This window comes from Desulfocastanea catecholica (assembly GCF_054657295.1).
In genome coordinates this window covers 84,435-107,283 of the sequence record NZ_BAAHYZ010000005.1, presented here as the reverse complement: position 1 = coordinate 107,283, position 22,849 = coordinate 84,435, and the positions used below count along the sequence as shown (strand labels likewise).

At 48.8% G+C, this 22,849-nt stretch carries 28 protein-coding genes; 24 read left to right on the top strand and 4 right to left on the bottom strand.

From position 1 onward, the window contains the following. Positions 1–329: 329 nt before the first annotated feature. From ACYQ8U_RS06445 to ACYQ8U_RS06435, 3 genes are all read left to right on the top strand, one after another. Positions 330–1,328, top strand: a complete 999-nt coding sequence (locus ACYQ8U_RS06445; RefSeq protein WP_459944707.1) for a YhdH/YhfP family quinone oxidoreductase — start codon at positions 330–332, stop codon at positions 1,326–1,328. 63 nt (positions 1,329–1,391) lie between these two features. Then, the gene (locus tag ACYQ8U_RS06440; RefSeq protein WP_459944706.1) at positions 1,392–2,345 is read left to right on the top strand and encodes a histone deacetylase family protein; all 954 of its coding nucleotides are present in this window, start codon (positions 1,392–1,394) and stop codon (positions 2,343–2,345) included. 58 nt (positions 2,346–2,403) lie between these two features. Then, on the top strand, positions 2,404–3,084 hold the full coding sequence (locus ACYQ8U_RS06435) for a CBS domain-containing protein (protein WP_459944705.1): 681 nt from the start codon (positions 2,404–2,406) through the stop codon (positions 3,082–3,084). Positions 3,085–3,210: 126 nt separating this feature from the next. On the opposite strand, the gene ACYQ8U_RS06430 is transcribed toward ACYQ8U_RS06435, so the two are convergent. Next, positions 3,211–3,702, bottom strand: a complete 492-nt coding sequence (locus tag ACYQ8U_RS06430; RefSeq protein ID WP_459944704.1) for a MamS/MamX family magnetosome protein — start codon at positions 3,700–3,702, stop codon at positions 3,211–3,213. A gap of 51 nt (positions 3,703–3,753) precedes the next feature. Continuing rightward, positions 3,754–4,887, bottom strand: coding sequence for a ribonuclease D (gene rnd, locus ACYQ8U_RS06425; protein ID WP_459944703.1), 1,134 nt, complete (start codon positions 4,885–4,887; stop codon positions 3,754–3,756). Positions 4,888–5,095: 208 nt separating this feature from the next. Between rnd and ACYQ8U_RS06420 the strand changes: the two genes are divergently transcribed. The 21 genes from ACYQ8U_RS06420 to ribD all read left to right on the top strand — a co-directional run bounded on the left by ACYQ8U_RS06420 (position 5,096) and on the right by ribD (position 21,345). Next, entirely contained in the window at positions 5,096–6,151 is a 1,056-nt protein-coding gene (locus ACYQ8U_RS06420) for a microcin C ABC transporter permease YejB (RefSeq protein WP_459944702.1), read from the top strand. Next, positions 6,144–7,199, top strand: a complete 1,056-nt coding sequence (locus ACYQ8U_RS06415) for an ABC transporter permease (protein ID WP_459944701.1) — start codon at positions 6,144–6,146, stop codon at positions 7,197–7,199. The genes ACYQ8U_RS06420 and ACYQ8U_RS06415 overlap by 8 nt, the downstream gene beginning before the upstream one ends. Continuing rightward, a complete protein-coding gene (locus ACYQ8U_RS06410; RefSeq protein ID WP_459944700.1) occupies positions 7,180–7,404 on the top strand; it encodes a hypothetical protein in 225 nt (74 codons plus the stop codon). Before ACYQ8U_RS06415 ends, ACYQ8U_RS06410 begins: the two co-directional genes overlap by 20 nt. 10 nt (positions 7,405–7,414) lie before the next feature. Continuing rightward, positions 7,415–8,206 (top strand): MlaE family ABC transporter permease, encoded by a 792-nt coding sequence (locus tag ACYQ8U_RS06405; RefSeq protein ID WP_459944699.1) that lies wholly within the window; start codon positions 7,415–7,417, stop codon positions 8,204–8,206. Continuing rightward, positions 8,206–8,985 (top strand): ABC transporter ATP-binding protein, encoded by a 780-nt coding sequence (locus ACYQ8U_RS06400; RefSeq protein WP_459944698.1) that lies wholly within the window; start codon positions 8,206–8,208, stop codon positions 8,983–8,985. Before ACYQ8U_RS06405 ends, ACYQ8U_RS06400 begins: the two co-directional genes overlap by 1 nt. Continuing rightward, positions 8,985–9,437, top strand: coding sequence for an outer membrane lipid asymmetry maintenance protein MlaD (mlaD, locus tag ACYQ8U_RS06395; RefSeq protein WP_459944697.1), 453 nt, complete (start codon positions 8,985–8,987; stop codon positions 9,435–9,437). Before ACYQ8U_RS06400 ends, mlaD begins: the two co-directional genes overlap by 1 nt. Before the next feature lie 68 nt (positions 9,438–9,505). Continuing rightward, positions 9,506–10,114: an MlaC/ttg2D family ABC transporter substrate-binding protein gene (locus ACYQ8U_RS06390; RefSeq protein ID WP_459944696.1), complete on the top strand. Its 609-nt coding sequence runs from the start codon at positions 9,506–9,508 to the stop codon at positions 10,112–10,114. 6 nt (positions 10,115–10,120) lie between these two features. Continuing rightward, a complete protein-coding gene (locus ACYQ8U_RS06385) occupies positions 10,121–10,570 on the top strand; it encodes a cyclic nucleotide-binding domain-containing protein (RefSeq protein WP_459944695.1) in 450 nt (149 codons plus the stop codon). 186 nt (positions 10,571–10,756) lie between these two features. Beyond that, on the top strand, positions 10,757–11,272 hold the full coding sequence (locus tag ACYQ8U_RS06380) for a YceD family protein (RefSeq protein WP_459944694.1): 516 nt from the start codon (positions 10,757–10,759) through the stop codon (positions 11,270–11,272). A gap of 46 nt (positions 11,273–11,318) precedes the next feature. Next, positions 11,319–11,507: a 50S ribosomal protein L32 gene (gene rpmF / locus ACYQ8U_RS06375; RefSeq protein WP_459944693.1), complete on the top strand. Its 189-nt coding sequence runs from the start codon at positions 11,319–11,321 to the stop codon at positions 11,505–11,507. 9 nt (positions 11,508–11,516) lie between these two features. After that, positions 11,517–12,536, top strand: a complete 1,020-nt coding sequence (gene plsX / locus ACYQ8U_RS06370; RefSeq protein ID WP_459944692.1) for a phosphate acyltransferase PlsX — start codon at positions 11,517–11,519, stop codon at positions 12,534–12,536. Continuing rightward, a complete protein-coding gene (locus ACYQ8U_RS06365) occupies positions 12,536–13,510 on the top strand; it encodes a beta-ketoacyl-ACP synthase III (RefSeq protein WP_459944691.1) in 975 nt (324 codons plus the stop codon). The genes plsX and ACYQ8U_RS06365 overlap by 1 nt, the downstream gene beginning before the upstream one ends. 15 nt (positions 13,511–13,525) lie before the next feature. Further along, positions 13,526–14,674: an acyl-CoA dehydrogenase family protein gene (locus ACYQ8U_RS06360; protein ID WP_459944690.1), complete on the top strand. Its 1,149-nt coding sequence runs from the start codon at positions 13,526–13,528 to the stop codon at positions 14,672–14,674. 91 nt (positions 14,675–14,765) lie between these two features. Next, entirely contained in the window at positions 14,766–15,545 is a 780-nt protein-coding gene (locus ACYQ8U_RS06355; RefSeq protein WP_459944689.1) for an electron transfer flavoprotein subunit beta/FixA family protein, read from the top strand. A 20-nt stretch (positions 15,546–15,565) separates the two neighbouring features. Further along, positions 15,566–16,753 carry an electron transfer flavoprotein subunit alpha gene (locus tag ACYQ8U_RS06350; RefSeq protein WP_459944688.1) on the top strand — a complete coding sequence of 396 codons (1,188 nt, stop codon included), beginning with the start codon at positions 15,566–15,568 and terminating at the stop codon, positions 16,751–16,753. A gap of 2 nt (positions 16,754–16,755) precedes the next feature. Continuing rightward, positions 16,756–17,502 carry a 3-oxoacyl-[acyl-carrier-protein] reductase gene (gene fabG / locus ACYQ8U_RS06345; RefSeq protein WP_459944687.1) on the top strand — a complete coding sequence of 249 codons (747 nt, stop codon included), beginning with the start codon at positions 16,756–16,758 and terminating at the stop codon, positions 17,500–17,502. Positions 17,503–17,603: 101 nt separating this feature from the next. Then, positions 17,604–17,834 (top strand): acyl carrier protein, encoded by a 231-nt coding sequence (acpP, locus tag ACYQ8U_RS06340; protein WP_459944686.1) that lies wholly within the window; start codon positions 17,604–17,606, stop codon positions 17,832–17,834. A gap of 86 nt (positions 17,835–17,920) precedes the next feature. Beyond that, complete coding sequence (gene fabF, locus ACYQ8U_RS06335; RefSeq protein WP_459944685.1) at positions 17,921–19,162, top strand: beta-ketoacyl-ACP synthase II; 1,242 nt, start codon at positions 17,921–17,923, stop codon at positions 19,160–19,162. Positions 19,163–19,181: 19 nt separating this feature from the next. Beyond that, positions 19,182–19,610, top strand: a complete 429-nt coding sequence (rpiB, locus tag ACYQ8U_RS06330) for a ribose 5-phosphate isomerase B (RefSeq protein WP_459944684.1) — start codon at positions 19,182–19,184, stop codon at positions 19,608–19,610. Between the two features lie 168 nt (positions 19,611–19,778). Next, entirely contained in the window at positions 19,779–20,258 is a 480-nt protein-coding gene (gene nrdR, locus ACYQ8U_RS06325) for a transcriptional regulator NrdR (RefSeq protein ID WP_459944683.1), read from the top strand. Continuing rightward, positions 20,239–21,345, top strand: coding sequence for a bifunctional diaminohydroxyphosphoribosylaminopyrimidine deaminase/5-amino-6-(5-phosphoribosylamino)uracil reductase RibD (gene ribD, locus ACYQ8U_RS06320; protein WP_459944682.1), 1,107 nt, complete (start codon positions 20,239–20,241; stop codon positions 21,343–21,345). The genes nrdR and ribD overlap by 20 nt, the downstream gene beginning before the upstream one ends. A 9-nt stretch (positions 21,346–21,354) precedes the next feature. Here the strand turns inward: ribD and ACYQ8U_RS06315 are convergent, their stop codons facing one another. Further along, positions 21,355–22,296: a hypothetical protein gene (locus ACYQ8U_RS06315; protein WP_459944681.1), complete on the bottom strand. Its 942-nt coding sequence runs from the start codon at positions 22,294–22,296 to the stop codon at positions 21,355–21,357. Positions 22,297–22,450: 154 nt separating this feature from the next. Further along, positions 22,451–22,738 carry an integration host factor subunit alpha gene (locus ACYQ8U_RS06310; protein ID WP_459944680.1) on the bottom strand — a complete coding sequence of 96 codons (288 nt, stop codon included), beginning with the start codon at positions 22,736–22,738 and terminating at the stop codon, positions 22,451–22,453. Between the last annotated feature and the right edge of the window lie 111 nt (positions 22,739–22,849).

Sequence of the window (22,849 nt, the reverse complement as noted above, 5' to 3'; positions counted from 1 at the left end):
AAATATTCATTTTATTACTCTCGTAAGGTAACAATGTTACGCTTCCATTTAATGTATATTCAATTTGTTTGTCAAGATAAAATAATGGAGAAAGAGGCGGTGCTTTGATTAAATTTACTTAAGTTGTTAAATATACAGACGAAACGTTGAAGGTCGGTGAAGGATTGTCGTCTTGTTTTTCTTTTCAAGAAAAAATTACTATTCTCAAACGGCCTGCTGCGCTATAGTTCGGCAGCTGGTATTGTTAGAGACGCGCAGCGTGTTATATGCTCTCGGTTGGTTTCTTATCTGGAGTCTCGAGTGAAAAAAATTGCCGGAGGAGGGAGGTTATGATTCATAACACATATCGGGCGATGGTGGTTGAAGAAATTGGCGACAAGCGATTCTCCCGTTCAATCACCGAAAGAACGATTGATCAATTGCCGGACGGCGAGGTACTGATAAGGGTGAGCTGGTCTTCCCTGAATTATAAAGACGCCTTGTCGGCGAGCGGCAACCGCGGCGTGACCAGGAAATATCCGCATACCCCCGGTATCGATGCCTCCGGGGTGGTTGAAGAGAGTCGCAGTGATGCCTTTCACCCCGGTGATGCGGTTATAGTCACCAGCTACGATCTGGGCATGAATACTTCCGGCGGGTTTGGTCAATATATCAGGGTCCCGGCCGCCTGGGTGGTTCCTTTGCCCGCCGGTCTTGATCTCCGGGAGGCGATGATTTTCGGTACCGCAGGTTTTACCGCCGGCATGTCCGTTATGGCTCTCTGTCACTCTGTTGCGCCGGACAGGGGGGATATCCTGGTGACCGGGGCTACAGGCGGTGTCGGCAGCTTGTCTGTCGCTCTTCTCGCCAAGCTTGGTTATGCGGTGACCGCAGTCAGTGGTAAACCAGACGCGGAGCAGTTTCTTAAAAGTCTTGGGGCCCGGAAGATTCTCTCACGGACTGAAGCGATGGCCGGCCACGAAAAGCCCATCTTGAAAGGTATTTGGGCAGGAGTGATCGATACCGTCGGGGGAGAAATTTTAGCATCTGCCATCAAGTCGACGGACCTGCAGGGGGTCGTCACCTGTTGTGGTAATGTTGCCTCGCCGGATCTGCCGTTGACGGTTTTTCCCTTTATTCTTCGTGGCGTTTGTCTGGTGGGAATTGACTCCCAGAATTGCCCTATGCAGAAGAGACTCAAGGTGTGGCAACACCTTGCCTCCGACTGGAAACCTGCCCAGTTGAATGATCTTTGTCGCGAGGTCTCGCTCGATCAGCTGGATGAGCAGATTGAACTGATTCTCCACGGTCGCCAGACCGGCAGGGTTATTGTAAAAATGGATTCCTAGCAGTTAGGTGAGATGACATGCAAACAGCTGTCAAAAGGAAAAACTGAACAAACAGGAAACATTATGAAAAGAACTGGTTTTGTGTATGATGATAGATATCTCCTGCACGATACAGGGGGCTATCATCCTGAATCGCCTGAACGGTTAAAAGCGATCTATAAGAGACTCTCTGAATCGGGGGTACTCGAAAAACTCACCCTGATACAGGCCGACAGGGCCAATCAGAGATGGATAGAGACAGTCCATAACATTCACTATATCATGCGCTTTGACGAGACCTGTATTTCCGGATTAACCGAATTTGAACATCCTGATAACGCCATTTGCCGGGAAACCTACGACATTGCCTTTCTGGCTGTCGGGGGAGTGTTGAAGGCCATTGACATGATCATGAAAGGTGAAATTGACAATGCCTTTTGCGCAGTTCGTCCTCCCGGACATCATGCGGAAGTTGATAAACCCATGGGGTTCTGTTATTTCAACAATGTGGCGATTGCGGCGAGGTATGTACAGAAGCAATATGATATAGAGAGAGTGGCTATTATCGATTTTGATGTGCACCATGGCAATGGTACGCAGCATATTTTTGATCGGGATCCCAGTGTCTTCTATTATTCAATCCACGAACATCCCTCTTTTGCCTATCCAGGGACCGGCAGAGAATTCGAGGTAGGCATCGGTGAGGGCACCGGCTGTACCGTTAATTCTCCGGTATTGCCTGGCAGAGGTGATGAAGAGTACCGACGACTGATTATGCAGGATCTCGTTCCGGCAATTAAAAAATTCAACCCCGAGTTCATTATCCTCTCCGCCGGCTTCGACGCCCACGAAAGTGATCTGATGTCCGGCACCAATCTGTCCACTGATGGATATGATTTTATTTCCGAGGTGATCATGAATCTGGTGAATCGATTTACCGGCGGCCGGGTTGTGTCCGTTCTCGAGGGCGGTTATAATCTGGATGTCCTACCCACTCTGGTTGAAAATCATATCAAGATGCTGGCGGCGATAAGATAGAGAATGCAGTCGACAACAGATCAGATTTTGAGATAAAGAAGAATTTTTTGGAGGTATTATGTTTGTAGGCGATAGAATGTCCAAAGACCTTATCACTGCTGGTCCGGAAATGACGATATTTGAGGCGCAAAAATTAATGGTGGAGAAAGATATCCGCCATTTGCCGGTTATTGACGGGGGCGGAAAGCTCATCGGTATTGTCACCGACCGCGACGTACGCGATTCCATGCCGTCAACCCTGCTGAAAAAACCTGACTATGACATCACTCTGGGGAAAATAGGCAACCATCCTATCGGCGATATCATGACCAAAAATCCGATGGCGATATATGCCTATTATACACTCCAGGACACCTTGCTGGTGATGCAGCAACGAAAGGTCGGCGCCCTGCCGGTTATAGATGAAGAAGGCTATCTGAAAGGGATCTTGTCCACGCGGGACCTTTTGAAGGCTTTTGTGAACATCATGAATATCGATGAACCCGGCAGTCTGTTATGCATTCAAGTAAAGGAGCAGCGCGGGCAGATGAAGAAAATTGTCGATATTATAACAGCAGAGAATATTTCTCTCGGCAGCGTTCTGGTGGCTAGATTGTGGGATAAGGACAAAAGAGCGATCTTCCCTTATCTCCTGACCAACAATGTTATCAACGTGAAAAAGAGACTGCTGGCGGCCGGTTTTGAGCTGATCGATCCTATGGAGTGGTATCTCGATCAGTTGCCAAAGAAAAAGGAATAAGAGCAACTCTCTGCCGGACAGGATCAGGCGGGATATTTTCCTCTGCGGTGTTTACCGCATTCCCGCCTCTGATCGGACTGGGGCGATGTTGGTTTGTGCAACGGCAAAGATACTCGTCAGGTACCATCAATCGGAGGCCAATTCCTTTGCCAGTTCTTCAGGGGATAAGTTCCAAAAAGGGTAGCCGTCTTTTGTCAGACGGACCTTAAATACAAAATTATCACCCTGTTTGACTTTAGCCGCCATAAAGACATCCTGGCCGTCTATCACCGCCCAGCTGCCGCTGACCTTGGTTTTCATCCCTTTTCGAATGCCGGTTTTATCGGCGCTGCTAAAGGCTACCGGACACAGATGAACGAGAATTTTTTCGCCACCCTCTTCGAGGATAAATGCTGTACCCGGATCCATTCCGGGCAGCGGTGTCACCTCTTTGAATTGCACAATCTGGCCTTTCAGAGAATCTCTTTCTTTTGAGTTGTAATATCCATTATAGGCAGAATCGGTTTCCCAACCGGCATAGCCGGCTTTTTCTGCCGCTTGTGCCGCCGTGCCAAGGGCGAAGAAGAGAACAAGAGACATACAGCAGCTCAGCAGGTTTTTCAACAGTAAGGTATGCATGGTTTTTCTCCGTAAAAAATATGCAGCGACACTCTTATAATGATGAAATAATCACCATTCTCTGTTTTGTCTGAAAAAATCCTCCAGAAAAAGTTTCCGCCAGCCGTCTGTCTGACGGAGCTGCTTCAAGTCTTCTGTCTTCGTGGTATTGAGGGTTTTTACAAGCAGTTTTAATTCCGAGCTGTTGCCGATCAGGCCCGGGGCAATACCTAACAACTCGCATTTTAAGGCAATCAATTTGTGGAGTTTTTCCAGGCCCGCTTTCTCTTTGCTGCTGAGGCGGATGGAAGAGGGGGGATCGGGGTAGGTTGACTGCTTTTGTGCCAAGGTGGTCTGGGTGATTGCAACAATATTTTCACCGTATTTTGCTGTTGCTCTTTCCGAGAGCCCTGTTGCTTTCAGATCAATAACACTGACCGGCTTCTGTCTGGCGATCTCAAGGAGAAGAGTGTCTTTAATGACATGGCCCCGGGGCCTGTCTATTTTTCTGGCGACACCTTCGCGCCAGGTCGCCAGATTCCTGAGAAGAGCCAGGCCCTGTCTGTCGAGATGGCTGTTGCCTCGGATTTTGAGGAATCGTTCATTGTCGGGCGGACCGGAATAGCTCGCCGGATTGTTGAGCAGGTTGAGCTCTTCCTGTAGCCAGGACTTGATTTTCGGGCCGATTATCCGCGTCAGCAGCACGACTCTCACCGCCCGCAGATATCGGACATCGTTCTGGGCGTATTCTGTCTGTTTGTCGCTAAGAGGTCGTTGGAGCCAGTCTGTCCGGGTCTCCTCTTTCGAAAGATGTATGTCGAGTAATTCCTTCACCAGGTTTCCCAGGGAAAGGGTATAAGGCAGATTGGAAAACCCTGCTGCCAACCGGGTGTCGAAAATATTCTGTGGTGTCGCTCCCGTCGCCCGCTGCAGGATAACCAGATCCTGCTGCGCGTCATGGAGAATTTTAATGACCCCCCGGTCGGAAAGCAGTTTTCCCAGGGATTGTAGATTTTTTATGGCGATGGGATCGATGAGATAGCAATCTTCGTCGGATAATGCTATCTGGATGAGGCCAAGTTGCGGGTAGTAGGTCCGTTCCCAAACGAATTCCGTATCCAGTGCGACAGCGTCGGTTTTTCGAGCTTGTTGTACCAGTGTGTCCAGGTCTGCTTCGTTTTGAATGAGGGTTTGTAGTTTTTCCATATCTCTCCCGCTTTTTGCAGCGGGGCGGGGTAAAATGTTGTTGTGTTCAGCTCGATTGTGTCGTTTATTTTTCGATATATTCTCTGCATAAAAAGACATAAAGGTTGATAAAAGACAAGAAATATTCTTCTTTTACGCTGTCTAATTGTGAAATTTTTCTTATTGTTGAAAGGAATTAACCGTAGGCTGTCAACCTCTCGGAGAGAAAATGCTGCTCTATATCACCAAAAGAATCCTACTCATGATACCGACTTTACTCGGGGTGATGGTGGTCACATTTGTCATCACCCAGTTTGTACCCGGTGGTCCGGTGGAGAAGATGATCGGGGAAATAGAGGGACTTGGCGCAGGTGGCGGGGAGGTGAGGGCCGGGGCATCGACACTGTATCGTGGAGATTCCGGGCTTGACAAGGAGAAAATAGATCGGTTGAAAAAACTCTACGGCTTCGATCAGCCGCCTCTCGCTCGCTTTATTAAAATGATGAAGAATTATTTCGTCTTTGATTTTGGCACCTCCTATTACTACCACCAAAGTGTTGCCGAGCTGGTTATTTCGCGGCTGCCGGTTTCCATGTCGCTGGGTTTGTGGGGCTTTTTGATTGTCTATGGCGTCTGTATTCCACTTGGCATTAAAAAAGCTGTGGCGGATGGATCGCGATTTGATGTGGTCAGCTCCTCGGTTATCCTTGTCGGCTACGCCATTCCCGGATTTGTTCTGGGCATCCTGCTGATCGTCCTCTTTGGCGGGGGCAGCTTCTGGTCTATTTTTCCGCTGCGTGGTCTTGTTTCCGACAATTGGCACGAGCTCAATTTCGGGATGAAAATAGTTGACTATCTCTGGCACATGGTTTTGCCGATCACGGCCACTGCCGTGGGCAGTCTCGCGGTTATGACCATGCTGACGAAAAACTCATTTCTCGAGGAAATTCGCAAACAATATGTTCTTACCGCCAGGGCTAAAGGTCTTTCAGAGACCCAGGTGCTGTACAAGCATGTTTTTAGAAATGGTATCATTCCTATCATCACCGGCTTTCCAGGCTATTTTGTCGCCTCGTTTTTCACCGGCAGCCTGCTCATCGAAACTATTTTTTCCTTGAACGGCATGGGCCTGCTCGCCTACGAATCGGTGCTCAACCGTGACTACCCGGTGGTCCTCGGAACCCTCTATTTTTTCACCCTGATCGGGCTGATCTCTCGTCTGCTGTCTGATTTGAGCTACGTGCTGGTCGACCCGCGCATCAGTTTTGAGGGGCTCGATGAATAGCGCACATCCCAGGACCAAACTGAAACTGGCGACAGCAAGGCGCAGAACCAAGGTCTGGCAGCGCTTTAAGCGCAACAGGCGAGGCTACTACAGCCTCATTGTCTTTGCCATCCTGTTCGGCTTGAGTTTGTCGGCGGAACTGATCAGCAACGATGCACCGCTTCTGGTGAAATATAACGGCTCATTTTATTTCCCGGTTTTTGTCTCGTATCCAGAGGTTACTTTCGGCGGCGACTTTGAGACCGAAACCGACTATCGGGATCCTTTTATTCTTCAGAAAATTAGTGAATCCGGTAACTTCGTTGTTTTTCCCCTCAATAAGAACAGTTATAATACCATCAACCAGCAAATTGTCGGGCCGGTTCCTTCGCCGCCAACCAGACACAATTTCTTTGGGACCGACGACAGGGGCAGGGATGTCCTGGCAAGAATTATCTATGGTTTCAGGCTGAGCATTCTCTTTGGTCTGGCTCTCACCTTTACCGGGACCCTGGTCGGCATTGTCGCCGGGGCGGTCCAGGGCTATCTCGGCGGCCGCACGGATCTCATCTTTCAGCGGTTCATTGAAATCTGGGGGGCTATGCCGGAATTGTATCTGTTGATTATTTTTGCCTCGATATTTCAACCAAGTATACTGCTTCTGCTGGTGCTCCTCTCTCTGTTCAGCTGGATGGGCTTATCGGACTATGTACGGGCGGAATTTCTACGGGGCAGAAATCTTGAATATGTCAAGGCCGCCCGTGCCCTTGGCGTTGGAAATATGACGATCATGTGGCGGCATCTGTTGCCAAATGGCCTCACTCCGGTTATCACCTTTCTTCCTTTCCGCATTTCCGCGGCGATACTCGCTCTTACCAGTCTGGATTTTTTAGGTCTTGGGGTGCCGCCGTCGACGCCGAGTCTTGGCGAATTACTTGCTCAGGGAAAGGGCAATATTGAGGCATGGTGGCTTTCATTATCTGCATTTATGGTTCTCGTCGGAATGTTAATACTTTTGATCTTTATCGGTGAAGCGTTGCGAGAAACCTATGATCCGAGGAAAAATTGAATGCAGCATTGGTCAAGATGTATCGCCAAAAGCCGGTGCTTTTGAAGGGCAAATTTTATTCTCCGGAATTAAAGAGGAAGAATGTCTTGGCATTGACATCTTGCCTGGCACAATATATCCTAGTGCGGTAACGCGTTGTGGACAAAACTCCCCCGTATACTATTTATTTATGGCTGATAAATACAGAGTGCGGCAAATTCCATGAAAAGTAACCCATGAAAAGTAACCCTATAGCTCGGCTCGGTGATACCGGACTGTATGTGCTGACTGATCTTGGCCGCATGGCGTTTTTTCTCCTGCATGCTTTTCGCGGAATATTCAGGCGTCCGTTCCGATTGCGAGAACTTGTGCGCCAGGTGCACTTTATCGGTGCCGGTTCGCTGGTGGTGATATTTTTTACCGCCTTGTCCACGGGTATGGTGCTGGGACTGCAGGGTTATTATTCCCTGAATAAGTTTGGTGCCGAGGGAATGCTTGGCTCAGCGGTTTCCCTTACCCTGATCATGGAACTCGGGCCCGTGCTGACGGCTTTAATGGTTGCCGGGCGGGCCGGTTCGGCGATCTGTGCCGAAATCGGTATCATGCGCATTTCCGAGCAGATTGATGCTCTGGACTGTATGGCTATAGACCCATTTCGATACTTCATTACCCCGAAATTTCTCGCCATGCTTATTTCCATGCCCCTCCTGACGGCTGTTTTCGATGTGGTCGGCATTTTCGGCGGCTATATGGCCGGGGTGGGATTGATGGATGTCAGTCCCGGCAGCTATATTCAGGGCATGCAGAGCAGTGTTACCAACCATGATATCCGGCTTGGGATAATCAAATCCTTTGTCTTTGCTCTTTTGGTCGTCTGGATCTGTTCAGCACGGGGATATTTTGTCGGGGTGATTCGAGGCGCGGGATTCGGTGCGGAAAGTGTCAGTCGGGTAACTACCCAGGCGGTTGTCTTCTCCTCTATCTCGGTGCTTGTCTTTGATTATCTGTTGACGGCGGTCCTTCTGTAATGACTTCTGCTATTGAATTTAAAAATGTCGTCAAGTCCTTTGCCAAAAGAAATGGCGGCATCCAGTACGTCCTTGATGGCGTTGATTTTATTATTCCGGCCGGCAAAACGACGGTGATTGCCGGAGGGAGCGGGACGGGAAAGAGTGTCACCCTGAAGCTTATCCTCGGGCTTATGGCGGCTGATTCAGGACAGATTCTCATCCAAGGCAGGGATATTACCGGACTGAGAGGACGAGATCTTGAACAGCTCCGCACTGAATTTGGTGTCTTGTTTCAGGGTGGGGCTCTTTTTGATTCGCTGACTGTTTTTGAAAATGTCGCTCTGCCGCTGAGGGAGCGCACCAAAAAAAGTGAAGAAGAGATTCAGGATCGGGTTGCTACGACGCTTGCCCAATTTGAACTCACCGGTCATGAGGAAAAATATCCAGCCCAGCTGAGTGGCGGGATGCAAAAGCGGGTTGGGCTGGCCCGGGCCATGCAGCTTCAACCTTCAATCATGCTGTTCGATGAACCCACCACTGGTCTTGATCCGGTTATGAGCCAGGAGATTTATCATCTTTTTGCCAGAACCAAGGCCGAGTTTGGTTTTACTTCGATTATTGTCAGCCACGACATACCGAAAATATTTAATCTGGCAGATCAGGTAATACTTTTGCACAATGGGAAAATGGATGTATTTGGCAGCCCTGAGGAAATTCAGTGGTCGGAAAAACCGTATATCCAGGAATTTGTCCAAAAAACGATGGGAGACATCTATCAAAGTCACCTGGTGGAATAATGAAAAAAAATACTTTGGAAATGGGCGTTGGCCTGTTTATGATTATCGGTTTTGCCGCTTTTGTCTATCTGGCCTTACAGCTAGGCGAGGTGTCATTTTTAACGAGGGGTAAAACCTATGTGCTCAAGGCTGAATTTGACAATGTCGCCGGCGTAAAAAAAGGCGCTTCCGTGCAGGTGGCGGGTGTCGATGTGGGCGAGGTAATAGCTATAGAACTCGGTCCATTGGATGCAGCGATCCTGTCGCTGCAGCTTGTAAATAAACTCAAGGTGCCCAAGGATTCAGTGGCTTCGGTGAAGTCACAGGGAATAATTGGCGATAAATATATCCAGTTGAGCCTTGGTGGCGACGAAGAGCTTTTTCAAGCTGGCGAGATGATAGTCGAGACCGAGTCATCGCTCGATATCGAATCGCTGATCAGTAAATTTGCCTTTGGCAGTGTAGAACAATAAGAGTAACGCAACTCTTTAAGGTGAGCGTTCTTCACCATGACAATTTTTTTATCCTATTGAGATACATAATGAAAAAATTACTTTTATTGGGCATCGTTTTTTGTAGTTTATCGCTTGCAACGGCAGGTGCCGAAGAGCTTAGCCCAACTGCTGTTCTAAAGCCTGTCCTCCATGATATCCAGGTTGTTTTGGAAGATGAAAGCCTGCAGGGCAATGAGCATCTGGTCGAGCGGCGGGACAAGATCATGTCGCTGATTAAACGGGGGTTTGATTTCAGAGAGATGTCAAAACGTGTTCTCGGCAAAACCTGGCGGCAGATTGACGAACAGGAACGGGATAATTTCACTGTCCTCATGACGAAGTTTCTCGAAAATGTCTACCTCGGTAAACTCGAGGGGTACTCGGGTAAGGATGTTGAGTTTGTCGCGGAAACAGTAAAAGGTGACAGGGCACAGGTTACTACCCTTATAGAAAACGATAACGTAAAAATTCCATTACATTATATTATGACTAAAACTGATACCGGATGGATGGTCTACGATATCAACATCGAAGGGGTCAGCCTGGTAAGGAACTATCAGGAACAATTTAAATCTATACTGCGTAAAGATGATTATCAGGGACTTGTCAAGGTCTTGGAGGAAAAGAACCGCTCTTTTCTCCTGGAGGCGCAATAGGGCCTTATGGTTGTCTATAGTGATCAAATCCGGCAGCGTTGTTTTTCTTTTCTGGAAAAAGAGGAGGCCAGAACCCTTCTGACGACTATGCAGCACGTTTCCTATGCAGCCGGTACGGTTGTCTTTAGCAAAGGTGATGCCGCTGACTGTTTGTACTTTCTGCACACCGGAAAGGTGGCCGTGCAAATGAAAACCGGATTTGGCGAGAAAATGCAGGTGGTCGCTCTGCTCGATCCGGGCGCACCTGTTGGCGAAAAAGGGCTTCTTGGTCGGCAGACCCGTGGTGCTACCGTGGTTGCGGTGAAGGATTCCGAGCTTTTTGTCCTTCCGATGGAGGCTTTTGATATATTGGTTGATGAATCGCCGGTTTTGATAATTAAACTGCTCAAATGGCTGTTACAGAGAGTATCATTGCGCCTCGAGAAGAACTCCGAACGACTTACCCACGTGCTCTGATTCAGGGAAGCTTGAATTTTTAGTTCTGTCGGTATCATCAACTGTTTGGTAATACGTCATTTTATAAGACCCGCCGAATTGATTTTCTCTTCCGTGTTGTTTTTTTCTAGCCAATCTGAGATAAATTGATTATTTTTCCTTTCTTTTATTTTTTGATTCGTCGCCAATTTCGATTTTTGTTGCTGTATGAAACTGTTTTTTGAAGAAATCACCGGGAGAGCTGCTCGATTCACGCTCCAGGACAGCTCATGGCTCTCCCATGGAGATGACGATCTCAACCTCATTGCCACGGCAAATATTTGTGTTTCCAGGCGTGACAGCGAGACTGTGCATCTCAAGGGTAAAATAGCAGGTCACCGTTTAGCTGTCTGTGACCGGTGCGGAGAACAGGTAAGAGAAAATGTACTTTGGGATTTTGTTTATCTGGTGACAACCAGAAAAGAACAGGCCCTTGAACTGCGTGAGATTGAATGTAGTGATGACGATGCCATTACCCTGTATCTCAAGGAAGCGGAAATAGATGTTGATGAAATCTTGCGCGAGCAGTCGTATCTGGCTATCCCGTTAAGAACTCTCTGTAGTGAAGATTGTAAAGGTATCTGTGCCGGATGTGGGAATGCTTTGAACAGTGGAGACTGTGCTTGCTCTTTGGAGAAGAGTGATTCACCTTTTGCTGTTCTGAAAAAACTCACCAACCGTTGATAAAATTAATAGCAAGGTATGCTACATACCTAAGTTGGAGGATAAAATGGCCTTACCAAAAAGAAGACACTCCCATTCCCGTACTCGAAAAAGACGGTCCCATGACGGCTTGACCGCGCCAGGGCTTTCACTGTGCGCCGATTGCGGGGAACCGAAAGAGCCGCATCGTTTATGCGGCAGCTGCGGCAAGTACAAAGGGAGAACTGTGTACTCTCTTGATGCCGAAGTAAAATAGGAGAATGGTGTGCAAATAGCCCTGGATGCCATGAGTGGGGACTATGGCCCAGAGGAATTGATTGCCGGGGCATTGCTCGCCGTCAAACAGACTGGTCTGAGCGTAAGCCTGGTTGGAGACCAAAGTCTTCTCCGCAAGCAACTTGACATCTTAACACCCGATGCCAAGTCAGAAAAGTTGATCAAGATCGTTCATTCAACTCAAGTAATTGAGATGAATGAACATCCTGTTGATGCAATTCGCAAGAAGAAAGATGCCTCCATCATGGTCGCTTTCGACCTCGTTCGCCGTGGGGAGGCTGATGCCGCTGTCAGTGCCGGCAATTCCGGGGCAACGCTCGCTGCGGCAACGCGCAAGCTCGGCCGACTGGAGGGGATTTCCCGTCCAGGTATCGCATCGATTTTTCCGACTCTTAAAAAACCCGTTGTGCTCATGGATATTGGCGCCAACGTAGATTGCCGCCCTCAGCATCTTTTTCAGTTTGGCGTGATGGCTGCGGCGTTGTCCCGCATTCATGATGTGAAAAATCCTCGTGTTGGTTTGCTGTCCATCGGTGAAGAAACAGGCAAAGGCAATAATCTGATAAAAGAGACCTATCCGCTGTTGGAAAAAAGTAGCTTAAATTTCATCGGCAATGTTGAAGGGCGCGATGTTTTCCAGGGCGAAGTGGATGTCATTGTCTGCGACGGCTTTGTCGGCAATGTCTGTCTCAAGGTAAGCGAGGGACTAGCCGAGGCCGCCATGCAGATGCTCAGGGATGAAATCGTCAAATCCTTTCGCGCTAAAATTGGCTATTTGCTTGCAAGGCACGCTTTTAAAGCGTTTAAAAAGCGGGTCGATTACGCGGAATATGGCGGGGCACCACTCCTGGGAATCGATGGAATAGGAATAATTTGCCATGGCAAATCCAGTGCCCAGGCGATAAAAAACGCTCTTCTCGAAGCAGCTAAAATGGCCAGGGGTAATATCAATCAGGATATTCTCGATAGTCTTGCCGCCAGCAATAATGTCCAAAATTTGGAGATGTAATGGGAACTGTTGTACTCGGGACCGGTTCATGTTTACCTGAAAAGGTTCTCACTAACCTAGAACTCGAATCGATTGTGGATACGAGCGCCGAATGGATAAAAACCAGAACAGGCATTGAAAGCAGGCATATCGGCGGTAAGGGCGAAAAGACATACCAGCTGGCTACCCAGGCTGGGCAAAAAGCCCTCGAGTCTGCCGGTGTAGCAGCTGAGGAGATTGGGCTGATAGTTCTCGGCACGATAAGTTCTCATATGCTGATGCCTTCAAGTGCCTGCTTCGTGCAGAAAGAACTCGGGGCGAAAAATGCTTTCGCCTACGACATAAATGCTGCCTGTTCGGGGTTTCTTTACGGCATGGATCTGGCCGATAAATATATCAAGGCCGATCACTCCATGAAGGTGCTGGTGATTGGTGCGGAAACCCTGTCGAGCCGTCTCAACTGGCAGGACAGAAACACCTGTATTCTTTTTGGCGATGGTGCCGGGGCTGCCGTTCTGGGGTATTCGGCAACCGACCGCGGCATAATCGGCTCGAATATGCATTCGGACGGCAACCTGTGGGAGCTTCTCTGCATGCATGCACCGGAAAGCTTTAATCCTGATCTTGCCGTTGAAGGCAACCCCGGCGCCTATATACAGATGGAAGGGCGGGAGGTGTTTAAGCATGCGGTTCGGGCCATGGCAGATGCCGTAAGTGTGCTTCTGGAAAGAGAAAAGATCAGTAAGGAATCTTTGAGTCTGGTCATCCCGCACCAGGCGAATATGCGCATTCTCACCAATTTAATTGATCGGCTGCATATCCCACAGAGTAAAGTATTTATAAACGTATCCAAGTATGGTAATACATCCGCTGCATCCATCCCCATCGCTCTTGATGAAGCACATAGCAGTGGCTTGATTGCACAAGGCGATACAATTTTGTTCTGTTCCTTTGGTGGCGGTTTTACCTGGGGAGCAACCCTGATCAAGTGGTAAACAGGAGATATGAGTATGGATTATTTCTTATCTGAAGAACAACAGATGATCGTCGATATAGCAAGGCAGATCACTGATGAACGAATAGTACCTCGGCGCGCCGAACTGGATGAAAAACATGAATTTCCACGGCAGATCCTCAACGAGATGGCCCAGGCGGATCTTTTTGGTGTACCGATTCCAGAGGCATATGGCGGCTTCGGTGGGGGCTGTTTCGATATAGCGCTTACGGTTGAGCAACTTGGACGCGGCTGTATCGGTGTGGGAACTGCATTTGCGGCTAACTTTCTCGGTGTCTACCCGATCATTATCAGCGGCTCCGAAGAGATGAAGCAGAAATACCTGCCCGATGTCGCTACCGGCAAAAAATTCGGCGCCTTCGGCCTGACCGAGGCCAATGCCGGGTCAGATGCTTCCGGTATTCAGACCACGGCTGTGCTGGATGGAGACGAGTGGGTTCTAAACGGCACAAAACAATGGATTACCAACGGTGGTGAGGCGCAGATATATTCGATCGTGGCGATTACCGACAGGAGCCGGGGCGCTCGCGGTGCGTCACTGTTTGTCGTGGAAGAAGGCGATCCCGGATTCAGCTGCGGCCCTAAAGAAAAGAAAATGGGCATCAGGGCTTCTTCTACCACCGAGTTGATTTTCAAGGATTGTCGCATTCCGAAAGAGCGTCTGATTGGCCGGCTGGGAACCGGATTTATTACTGTTATGAAAACCCTCGATCTTTCCCGGCCGGGCATTGGTGCACTCGGAGTTGGTCTTGCCCAGGCCGCGCTGGACGAGGCGGCCAGGTATGCCAAACAGCGTCAACAGTTTGGTAAACCGATTATCGCTTTCCAGGCGGTGCAGCATATGCTGGCCGATATGGCTATTGGTATTGAATCCGCCCGTGCCCTGGTTTACGCTGCGGCAAAACATATCCAGCAACATCCGAAAGATATGTCCAAAGCGTCGGCGATGTGCAAGACCTACGCAACCGATGTGGCCATGAAGGTGACCACCGATGCGGTTCAGGTTATGGGCGGTTATGGCTATATGTGTGAGTATCCTGTTGAAAAAATGATGCGGGATGCAAAAATATTACAGATTTACGAAGGAACCAACCAGATTCAGCGTAACGTTATAGGTCAGGAACTCAATAAAGAATATTCCTGATCAGAGCAATTGACTGAATTGACTGTTTTGGTCAATAACGGGCTATTTTTTTCGCTAGAGCTGAGATTTCAAGATAGATACAGGTTGTTGAATGAAAATTATCGTATGCATCAAACAGGTTCCGGACGCAAAGGATGTTCGGTTGGATCCTGTTACCAATACGCTTGCCAGAGAAGGTGTGGAATCGATCATGAACCCTTATGATCAGCACGCCCTGGAAGAAGCTGTCCGTCTGAAAGAACGGCTTGGCGGCGAGGTCATCGTGGTGACCATGGGACCACCACAGGCCGAGGAAATGCTGCGCCAGGCGATCAGTTGCGGCGCGGACAGTGCGGTGCTGGTCTCCGATAGAGCATTTGCCGGTGCCGATACCTGGGCGACAGCCTATACCCTTGAGAATGCGCTGAAAAAAATTGGCAGTTTTGATCTGATTCTCTGCGGTAAACAGGCAATTGATGGCGATACCGCCCAAGTGGGGCCCGGCCTTGCCACCCGTCTCGATGTGCCTTATTTAACCTGTGTGCAAAAGGTCCGTGAAGCAACCAAGACCGGGCTGATTGTCGAACGGATGATGGACGATGGCTATGACGTTGTTGCCGTGGACTACCCTGCGCTGCTCACAGTTGTCAAAAACATCAACGAACCCCGAGTGCCTTCACTTAAAGGCAAAATGAAGGCGAAAAAGGCGGAAATCGTCAAATTAACTGCGGCAGATATCGGCGCTGATGCCGCCTGTATCGGTCTGCCCGGCTCTCCTACCAAGGTTGTCAAGGTATTCCCCCCGGAAACCCGGAGCAAGCGGTCTGTACTGACCGGCACACTTGATGAACAGCTTGATCAGCTTGTTGAAAAATTGATTCCATATCTGTAACAGAGCGGAGTATTGAAAATATGTTGAAAGTAGATAAAGAGCTTTGTATCGGCTGTGGTATATGTGAAGACAGTTGTCCCTTTGGTGCAATAACTGTCAAGGACGGGTTGGCGATAGTCGGCGATTCCTGCACGCTCTGTGGAGCCTGTGTGGAAAGTTGTGAGGTCGGGGCGCTTCGTCTTGATATTCAATCGAAGCAGGCGCAGGACGACTTGGCGGCCTGGAGCGGTATTCTGGTTTTTTGCGAGTATCGGCGCAATGAACTGGCACCGGTCTCCCTGGAACTCTTAGGCATCGGCCGGCAATTGGCCGACAAACGTGGGGTGCAGCTCAGTGCCCTGCTGCTCGGTCATGAAACCGGAGAGACCGCCAAGTTGCTCATCGGTCATGGTGCTGATGTCGTGTACCTGGTCGATCACCCTGCCTTCGGGGAATTTCGGGATGATTGTTACAGTCTGATAACCGCGGATGTGATCAAGGAATACAAGCCGGAGATCGTCCTGGCCGGGGCCACCGCAATTGGTCGCTCTTTTATCCCGGGAGTCGCTACCATATTAAATGCAGGTCTTACCGCTGATTGCACCAAGTTGGAGATCCGAGAAGAAGACGGTGCACTGTTGCAGACTCGCCCTGCGTTTGGGGGCAATATTATGGCGACCATAGTCTCGGAATCGACGAGACCGCAGATGGCGACGGTTCGTCCGAAAGTCATGAAGCAACTGGAATACTCCGACTCACGCAATGGGAAGATTGTCACCATAACTCCGACGAAACAGCAACTGCAGAGTCGGGTACAGGTTCTCGAGTCGGTGGTGGAGGAAGGTGGTCAGGTCAATATTCAGGAGGCAGATATACTTGTCTCCGGTGGCCGAGGCCTTGAAAGCGCCAAAGGTTTTGAACTGATAAGAGAACTGGCGGAAACGATGGGAGCAAAGGTGTCCGCATCAAGGGCGGTGGTCGATGCCGGATGGATTCCTTATCCGCATCAAGTCGGCCAGACCGGGAAGACCGTGGCGCCGAAACTGTACATCGCCTGTGGTATCTCCGGGGCCGTGCAACATGTTGCCGGCATGCAGTCGGCAGACACTATTGTCGCGATCAACAGGGATGAACATGCCTCGATCTTTAATGTGGCCGATTATGGGATTGTCGGTGACCTGTTTGAAATCCTTCCTAAATTGATTAAAAAAATTGAGGAGCGTCGGTAAACATGAGGAGCCTGGAAGGAAAAATTGCCGTGGTAACAGGCGGCAGCCGTGGCATCGGTCGAGCTATCTGTGTTCGTCTGGCGTCCATGGGCGCATTGGTCTATATCAACTATGTCAGTCGATCCTCAGCTGCTGAAGAGACCCGGAAAATTATTCAAGAAGCGGGCAACAAAGCCGAGATCATCTGTTTTGATGTCGCTCAGAGTGATGCCGTCCAGGAGGCCTTTAAAAAAATACTTGCCGATGCCGGATCAATCGACATCCTGGTGAACAATGCCGGAATAACCCGAGACGGTCTTATGGCCAGAATGAAAGAATCCGATTGGGATGAGGTGATGAATACCAATCTCAAGGGGGCCTTTTTATGTGCGAAGGCCGCCTCAAAGGCGATGATGAAGAAGAAATGGGGGCGGGTTATTAATATTTCCTCAGTCTCGGGGGTAGCCGGTAATCCGGGCCAGGCGAATTACTCGGCAGCAAAAGCCGGTTTGATCGGACTGACCAAGTCCATGGCCCGGGAGTATGCGTCGCGCAATATTACCGTGAACAGTGTCGCCCCTGGTTATATTCAAACCGAAATGACTGACCTGCTCGATGACAAGGCCCAGGAACAGCTGAAGCGGGACATACCGCTGGCTGTATTGGGAACAACTGAGGATGTGGCCGGTGCGGTGGCCTATCTTGCATCCGAGGATGGCCGCTATATTACCGGGCAGACGCTCCATATAAATGGCGGTATGTATATGTAATTGTGATCCGACGTAACGGATAATTGTGGTGTTGTTGTAACGTAAAATCATTGCACATGGCTTAAAAAACTATGTCGAATTTCAAGTAAGGGAGAAGGACAATGGCAATCGAACAAAAAATGATTGATATAATCGTAGAACAGTTAAGTGTTGAAAAAGAAAAAGTCGTTGCAAATGCATCATTTGTTGATGATCTTGGGGCAGATTCTCTGGATCTCGTTGAACTGATAATGGCCATGGAAGAAGGTTTTGATATTGAAATCCCTGACGAAGACGCCGAGGGTATTACAACTGTTCAGGATGCTATCAACTACGTTAAAAAGCTCAAATAGCTTTGACATCAACTGAACGTAGCAATTTTTATATACCCCCCGTTTACACGCTGCGACAGTAACAATATATAAAAGGAGTAATTATTGTGAAGCGAAGGGTAGTGATTACAGGTGTCGGTTTGGTAACACCTCTTGGTACCGGTGTTGAGAAGAGTTGGCAAAATATTTGTTCCGGGGTAAGTGGCATTGATCTGATAACTCGCTTCGATACCAGTGATTACGCTGTAAAAATTGCTGCGCAGGTAAAAGATTTTCAGCCTGACGATTTCTTTGAGAAAAAGGAAGCAAAACACCTTGATCTTTTTGTCCAATATGGTCTTGCAGCCGCCCGGATGGCGGTCGACGACAGCGGTTTTCAGGTAACGGAGCAAAACTGCGGCAGGGTCGGCGTTATTACCGGTTGCGGTATGGGCGGACTGCCTACCATCGAAAAATACCATAGTATAAGTCTTGAAAAAGGGGCGAAGAGAATTACACCCTTTTTCATACCAATGGTCATCCCTAATATGCCTTCTGGTCATATATCCATGGCTATTAAATCCAAAGGGCCAAATCTTACCTTGACCACAGCCTGTGCCGCCGGAACCCATTCCGTCGGAGAGGCCTATCGGCACATTAAATATGGCTTGTGCGATATGGTAGTGAGCGGGGGAACGGAAGCGGTCATTTGCGGTCTTGGCGTTGCCGGTTTTTCTGCCATGAAGGCCTTGTCCGCTCGTAATGATGACCCAACAAAGGCCTCCAGACCTTTTGACAGAGATCGTGATGGTTTCGTCATGTCCGAAGGGGCAGGGATGCTCGTCTTGGAAGAGTACGACCATGCTGTTGCCCGGGGGGCTAAAATCTATGCCGAGCTTGGTGGCTATGGGTTGAGCAGCGACGCCTATCATATCGCCGCGCCCCCTGAAGATGGGGAGGGTGGGATGCGAGCGATGAAAATGGCCCTGGCAGATGCTGAACTGGCCCCTGAGGATGTCGATTATATTAATGCGCATGGTACCTCCACGCCACTCAATGACAAGTGCGAAACCCATGCCATAAAAACTGTGTTTCAAGAGCATGCCCAAAAGCTGGCGATCAGTTCTACCAAGTCGATGACGGGACATATGCTCGGTGCTGCCGGTGGCATTGAGGCGGTTTTTACCGCCCTTGCGCTCTACAATCAGATCGCCCCGCCCACCATTAATCTTGAAAATCCCAGTCCGGAATGCGATCTGGATTATGTTCCCAATATCGCAAGGAAGATGAATATTCGTGCCGCGCTGTCCAATTCTTTTGGCTTTGGCGGAACGAACGCCGTTGTAGCAATGAAAAGATGCAATGGGTGAGCTCCTCTTGGAGAGAAAAATGAAAATTGTCCTCGCTTCCGACCATGGCGGTTTTGATCTGAAAGAGAGAATCAAAAAAAGTCTTCTGCAGGCCGGCCGTGATGTCCTTGACGTTGGTTGTGATTCCGGTGACTCGGTAGATTATCCCGATTTTGCCGATAAAGCGGTATCGAGCATGCAGCGAGGCGAATGCCAGCGGGGGATCTTAGTGTGCGGTACCGGGATTGGCATGTCGATCGCGGCAAACAGGCACAGAAATATCAGAGCGGCTAACTGTTTTGATATCCAGACGGCGAAATTAAGCAGAGAACATAATGACGCCAACATCCTCTGCCTTGGCGCACGGGTTCTTGATACGGATAATGCCCTGCGCATGGTCAATGCCTGGCTTGAAACTGAATTTTCAGGCGGCCGTCACCAGAAGAGGATCGCTAAATATAGTGAGTAGTATGCGCTGGTTCTCTTACTGATCATGAATAAAGCCGATTTTGCCCCTGCGAAATCGGCTTTATTGTTTTCTGATGGTATCTCTTTGCCATACTGGTAATGTATTCATTACCCGGAATCGGAGTCGATTGAATGTTTGCAAAATATCTGTTTCCATAGGAGGTGTTCAATGAAATGCCCATATTGTGAGCATCTGGATAATCGAGTGATTGATTCACGTCTGAATAAGGATGCAACGATCACCAGACGAAGAAGAGAGTGTTTGGCCTGTGATCAGAGATTTACCACCTACGAACGGCTTGAAGTCATGTTACCCATGCTGGTGAAAAAGGACGGTCGACGCGAGGGATGGGATCGACACAAGCTTATTGTCGGGCTTGAAAAAGCGTGTGAGAAACGAAACGTCAGTCGAGATAAAATCGATGAATTTGCCGACGAAATTGAACATAAGCTGCAGGATTATGGAGCAAAAGAAATTCGCTCCGAGGTAGTAGGCGAATGGGTCATGGAAGGCCTGCCTCGTCTTGATGAAGTCGCCTATGTCAGGTTTGCATCAGTGTATCGGCAGTTTAAGGATGTCAATGAGTTTATGGATGAACTGAAAACACTGCTTGATTCAAGAGGAAAAGATGAAGGCAAAACAGGATAATCGTTTCATGCGTCTGGCCCTTAAAGAGGCTCGTAAAGGATTGGGGCGGACCTCGCCCAATCCCTGCGTCGGTGCGGTCATTGTCAAAGACGACAGGGTAATTGCCAAAGGGTATCATGAAAAAGCCGGAACTGCACATGCCGAAATACAGGCTATCCGGCACTCTTCTCAATCAGTAGTCGGGACAACTATCTATGTAACGCTTGAACCGTGCAATCATACCGGTAAAACACCACCGTGCAGCCGGGCTCTTCTGGAGGCCGGCTTCGCACGGGTGGTGGTCGGTATGACTGATCCAAACCCGCTGGTCAATGGCAGTGGTATTGATTTTTTGAGAGGCAACGGGATCGAGGTGACCAGTGGTGTCCTCGAACAGGAGTGCAGAGCACTGAACTTCCCCTTTATCAAGCACATCACCCAGGGGATGCCCTGGACTATAATGAAGGCCGGAGTGAGCCTTGATGGGCGGTTGAATTATCAGCATGGCCACAGTGGCTGGATTACTGGTGAAAAATCGGCGCATGCGGTACACAAACTGCGAAATACCGTTGATGCCATCCTTGTCGGCAGAAATACCGTCGAAATTGATAATCCCTCCCTGACGACCAGGCTTTCACGTGGCCGATCGCATGATCCAATCCGCATTATTCTCGACAGTGATCTGTCGACATCACTTGACTCCAAGGTCTATCACCTGGATTCGCCGGCACCTACCTGGGTTATTTGTGCAACAGATGCACCAGAATTGAATAAAAACGAGTTTGTCCGGCGTGGCATCAGGGTGATTGCCATTAATCGTAACGAAAAAGGTCTGGATCTCCTGTCACTGCTTAAAGTGCTCGGCAGGGAAAATATCTGTTCCGTTCTGGTTGAAGGGGGAGCCCGGCTGCATGGCGCTTTTCTTCGTGAAAAACTGTTTGATTACGCACATCTTTTTTATGCACCGCTCTTTGCCGGCGATCGTGGTGTTCCTTTGATTGAGGGATATCAGGTAGAAAATCGTCTCGCTGCTCCGCGACTGGTTCATCTTACCTATAAACCTCTTGGCGACGATATGTTGCTCTCCGGGCAGCTGAGTTATCCGTAACGTTATCCCTTAAGGAATAGGTTCCGACTTGTGACTGAGGTAGTGTTGGCACTCAGCAAAATTTTTGAAGGTGATAGACAGAGTAATTTCGTCTTTTTCAAAGGAAGGAGAATGGGAAATTGCATAGTTTGCCGGGAGTTGCAAGGTCCTCACCTGTTTGGCAAAGACCCCTTCGGCGAGTGCAGATGAGGGATGTATCTCCTGCTGCAAGAGGCTGCCAAGATGATGTATCTGCTGTGGAATGTTCAATTCAGCATGGTCGAGGATTGCTCTGATATCCTCTTTTTGTAAATAGGCAGTGATCGATGATCCCTCTCGGAAGGCGATATCCCGGAGAAGATAGAAAAACTTCTTCTGTTTGCCATCTCCCATGCCCAGGTCTTTGAATAATTGTACCAATGTCAGTCTGTCACTTTCCTCCGGGAGGGAAAGAATCTCCGCCACCATTCTCTCCTGCAATCGACCCGCATGGATTTCTCTGATGATTTTCTCATCTTGCTGGAGAATTTTCAGCACATCCGGCAGAGCGGATCGGCCATTTTTTAACTGCAGTTTTGTCCTGAAAAGGGTGGCAATATCTTCCATCTTTAAAAATTGACGAGCGATTTCGATGAACCGGGCCTTTTCCGCCAGAGAAAGGGGGGAGACACAACTCTGATCAGCCAAAATGAGATTTAAAATGCTGCTGGGAGGTGCATCTTTATCCACCACCAGACAGTCAATGGGCGACGGGTCACTCGATCTTCTTACAAATTCTATGCGCCTTGCCCCGGAGACTATTGCAAAGGTATCTGCAGCATCAGCAATGACAAGGGGAGGATGAATAACGCCATTCAGCGTCAAATTTTCCTGTAACTCCGGTGGAATAACCCTGTATTCCCAAGGGTGTAAATTCCAGGCAGGAGTGAAATTGATAGCATCCAGAGGTATGGACTGGTAGGAGAGAGACATGTTTTGCTTGCAGAAGAGAAGGTTAGATACAACCTGAGAAATTAACGCAGGATTTTAAGGAATTACTCGGCGTAAGCTATTTTTACCCAGCGAGCTGTTCAAATGTATACCAGAATCACAGGGGTGAGAGGGCAGATTACCCTCTCACATCGCATCAGCCTGCGTTGATTTTTTCGCGAAGTATCCCTGAAGGCTTAAAGGTGACGACTCGCCGTGCATCGAGGGTCAGTTCATCACCTGTCTGCGGATTGCGCCCTCTCCTCGGACTTTTGTATTTCACATTAAATTTACCGAATCCGCTTAACAGAAGATCAGAACCGTTTATAAGCGAATTTTTTGAAATACGAAGAAATGCCTCCACAGAATCACTTGCCTGCGCCTTCGTCAGGCCTTCATGATTTTTATATACCTGCTGCACTAAGTCCGCCTTGGTAAGAGTCATATTCCCTCCATGGTTGTCTGTCGTTAGCATACGATTTTTTCTAACAATAAACTTTAGATGGAGAAAGTCAAATCTTCTTGTAAAGAAAGGAGCTTGTCCCTAGTTTATGTA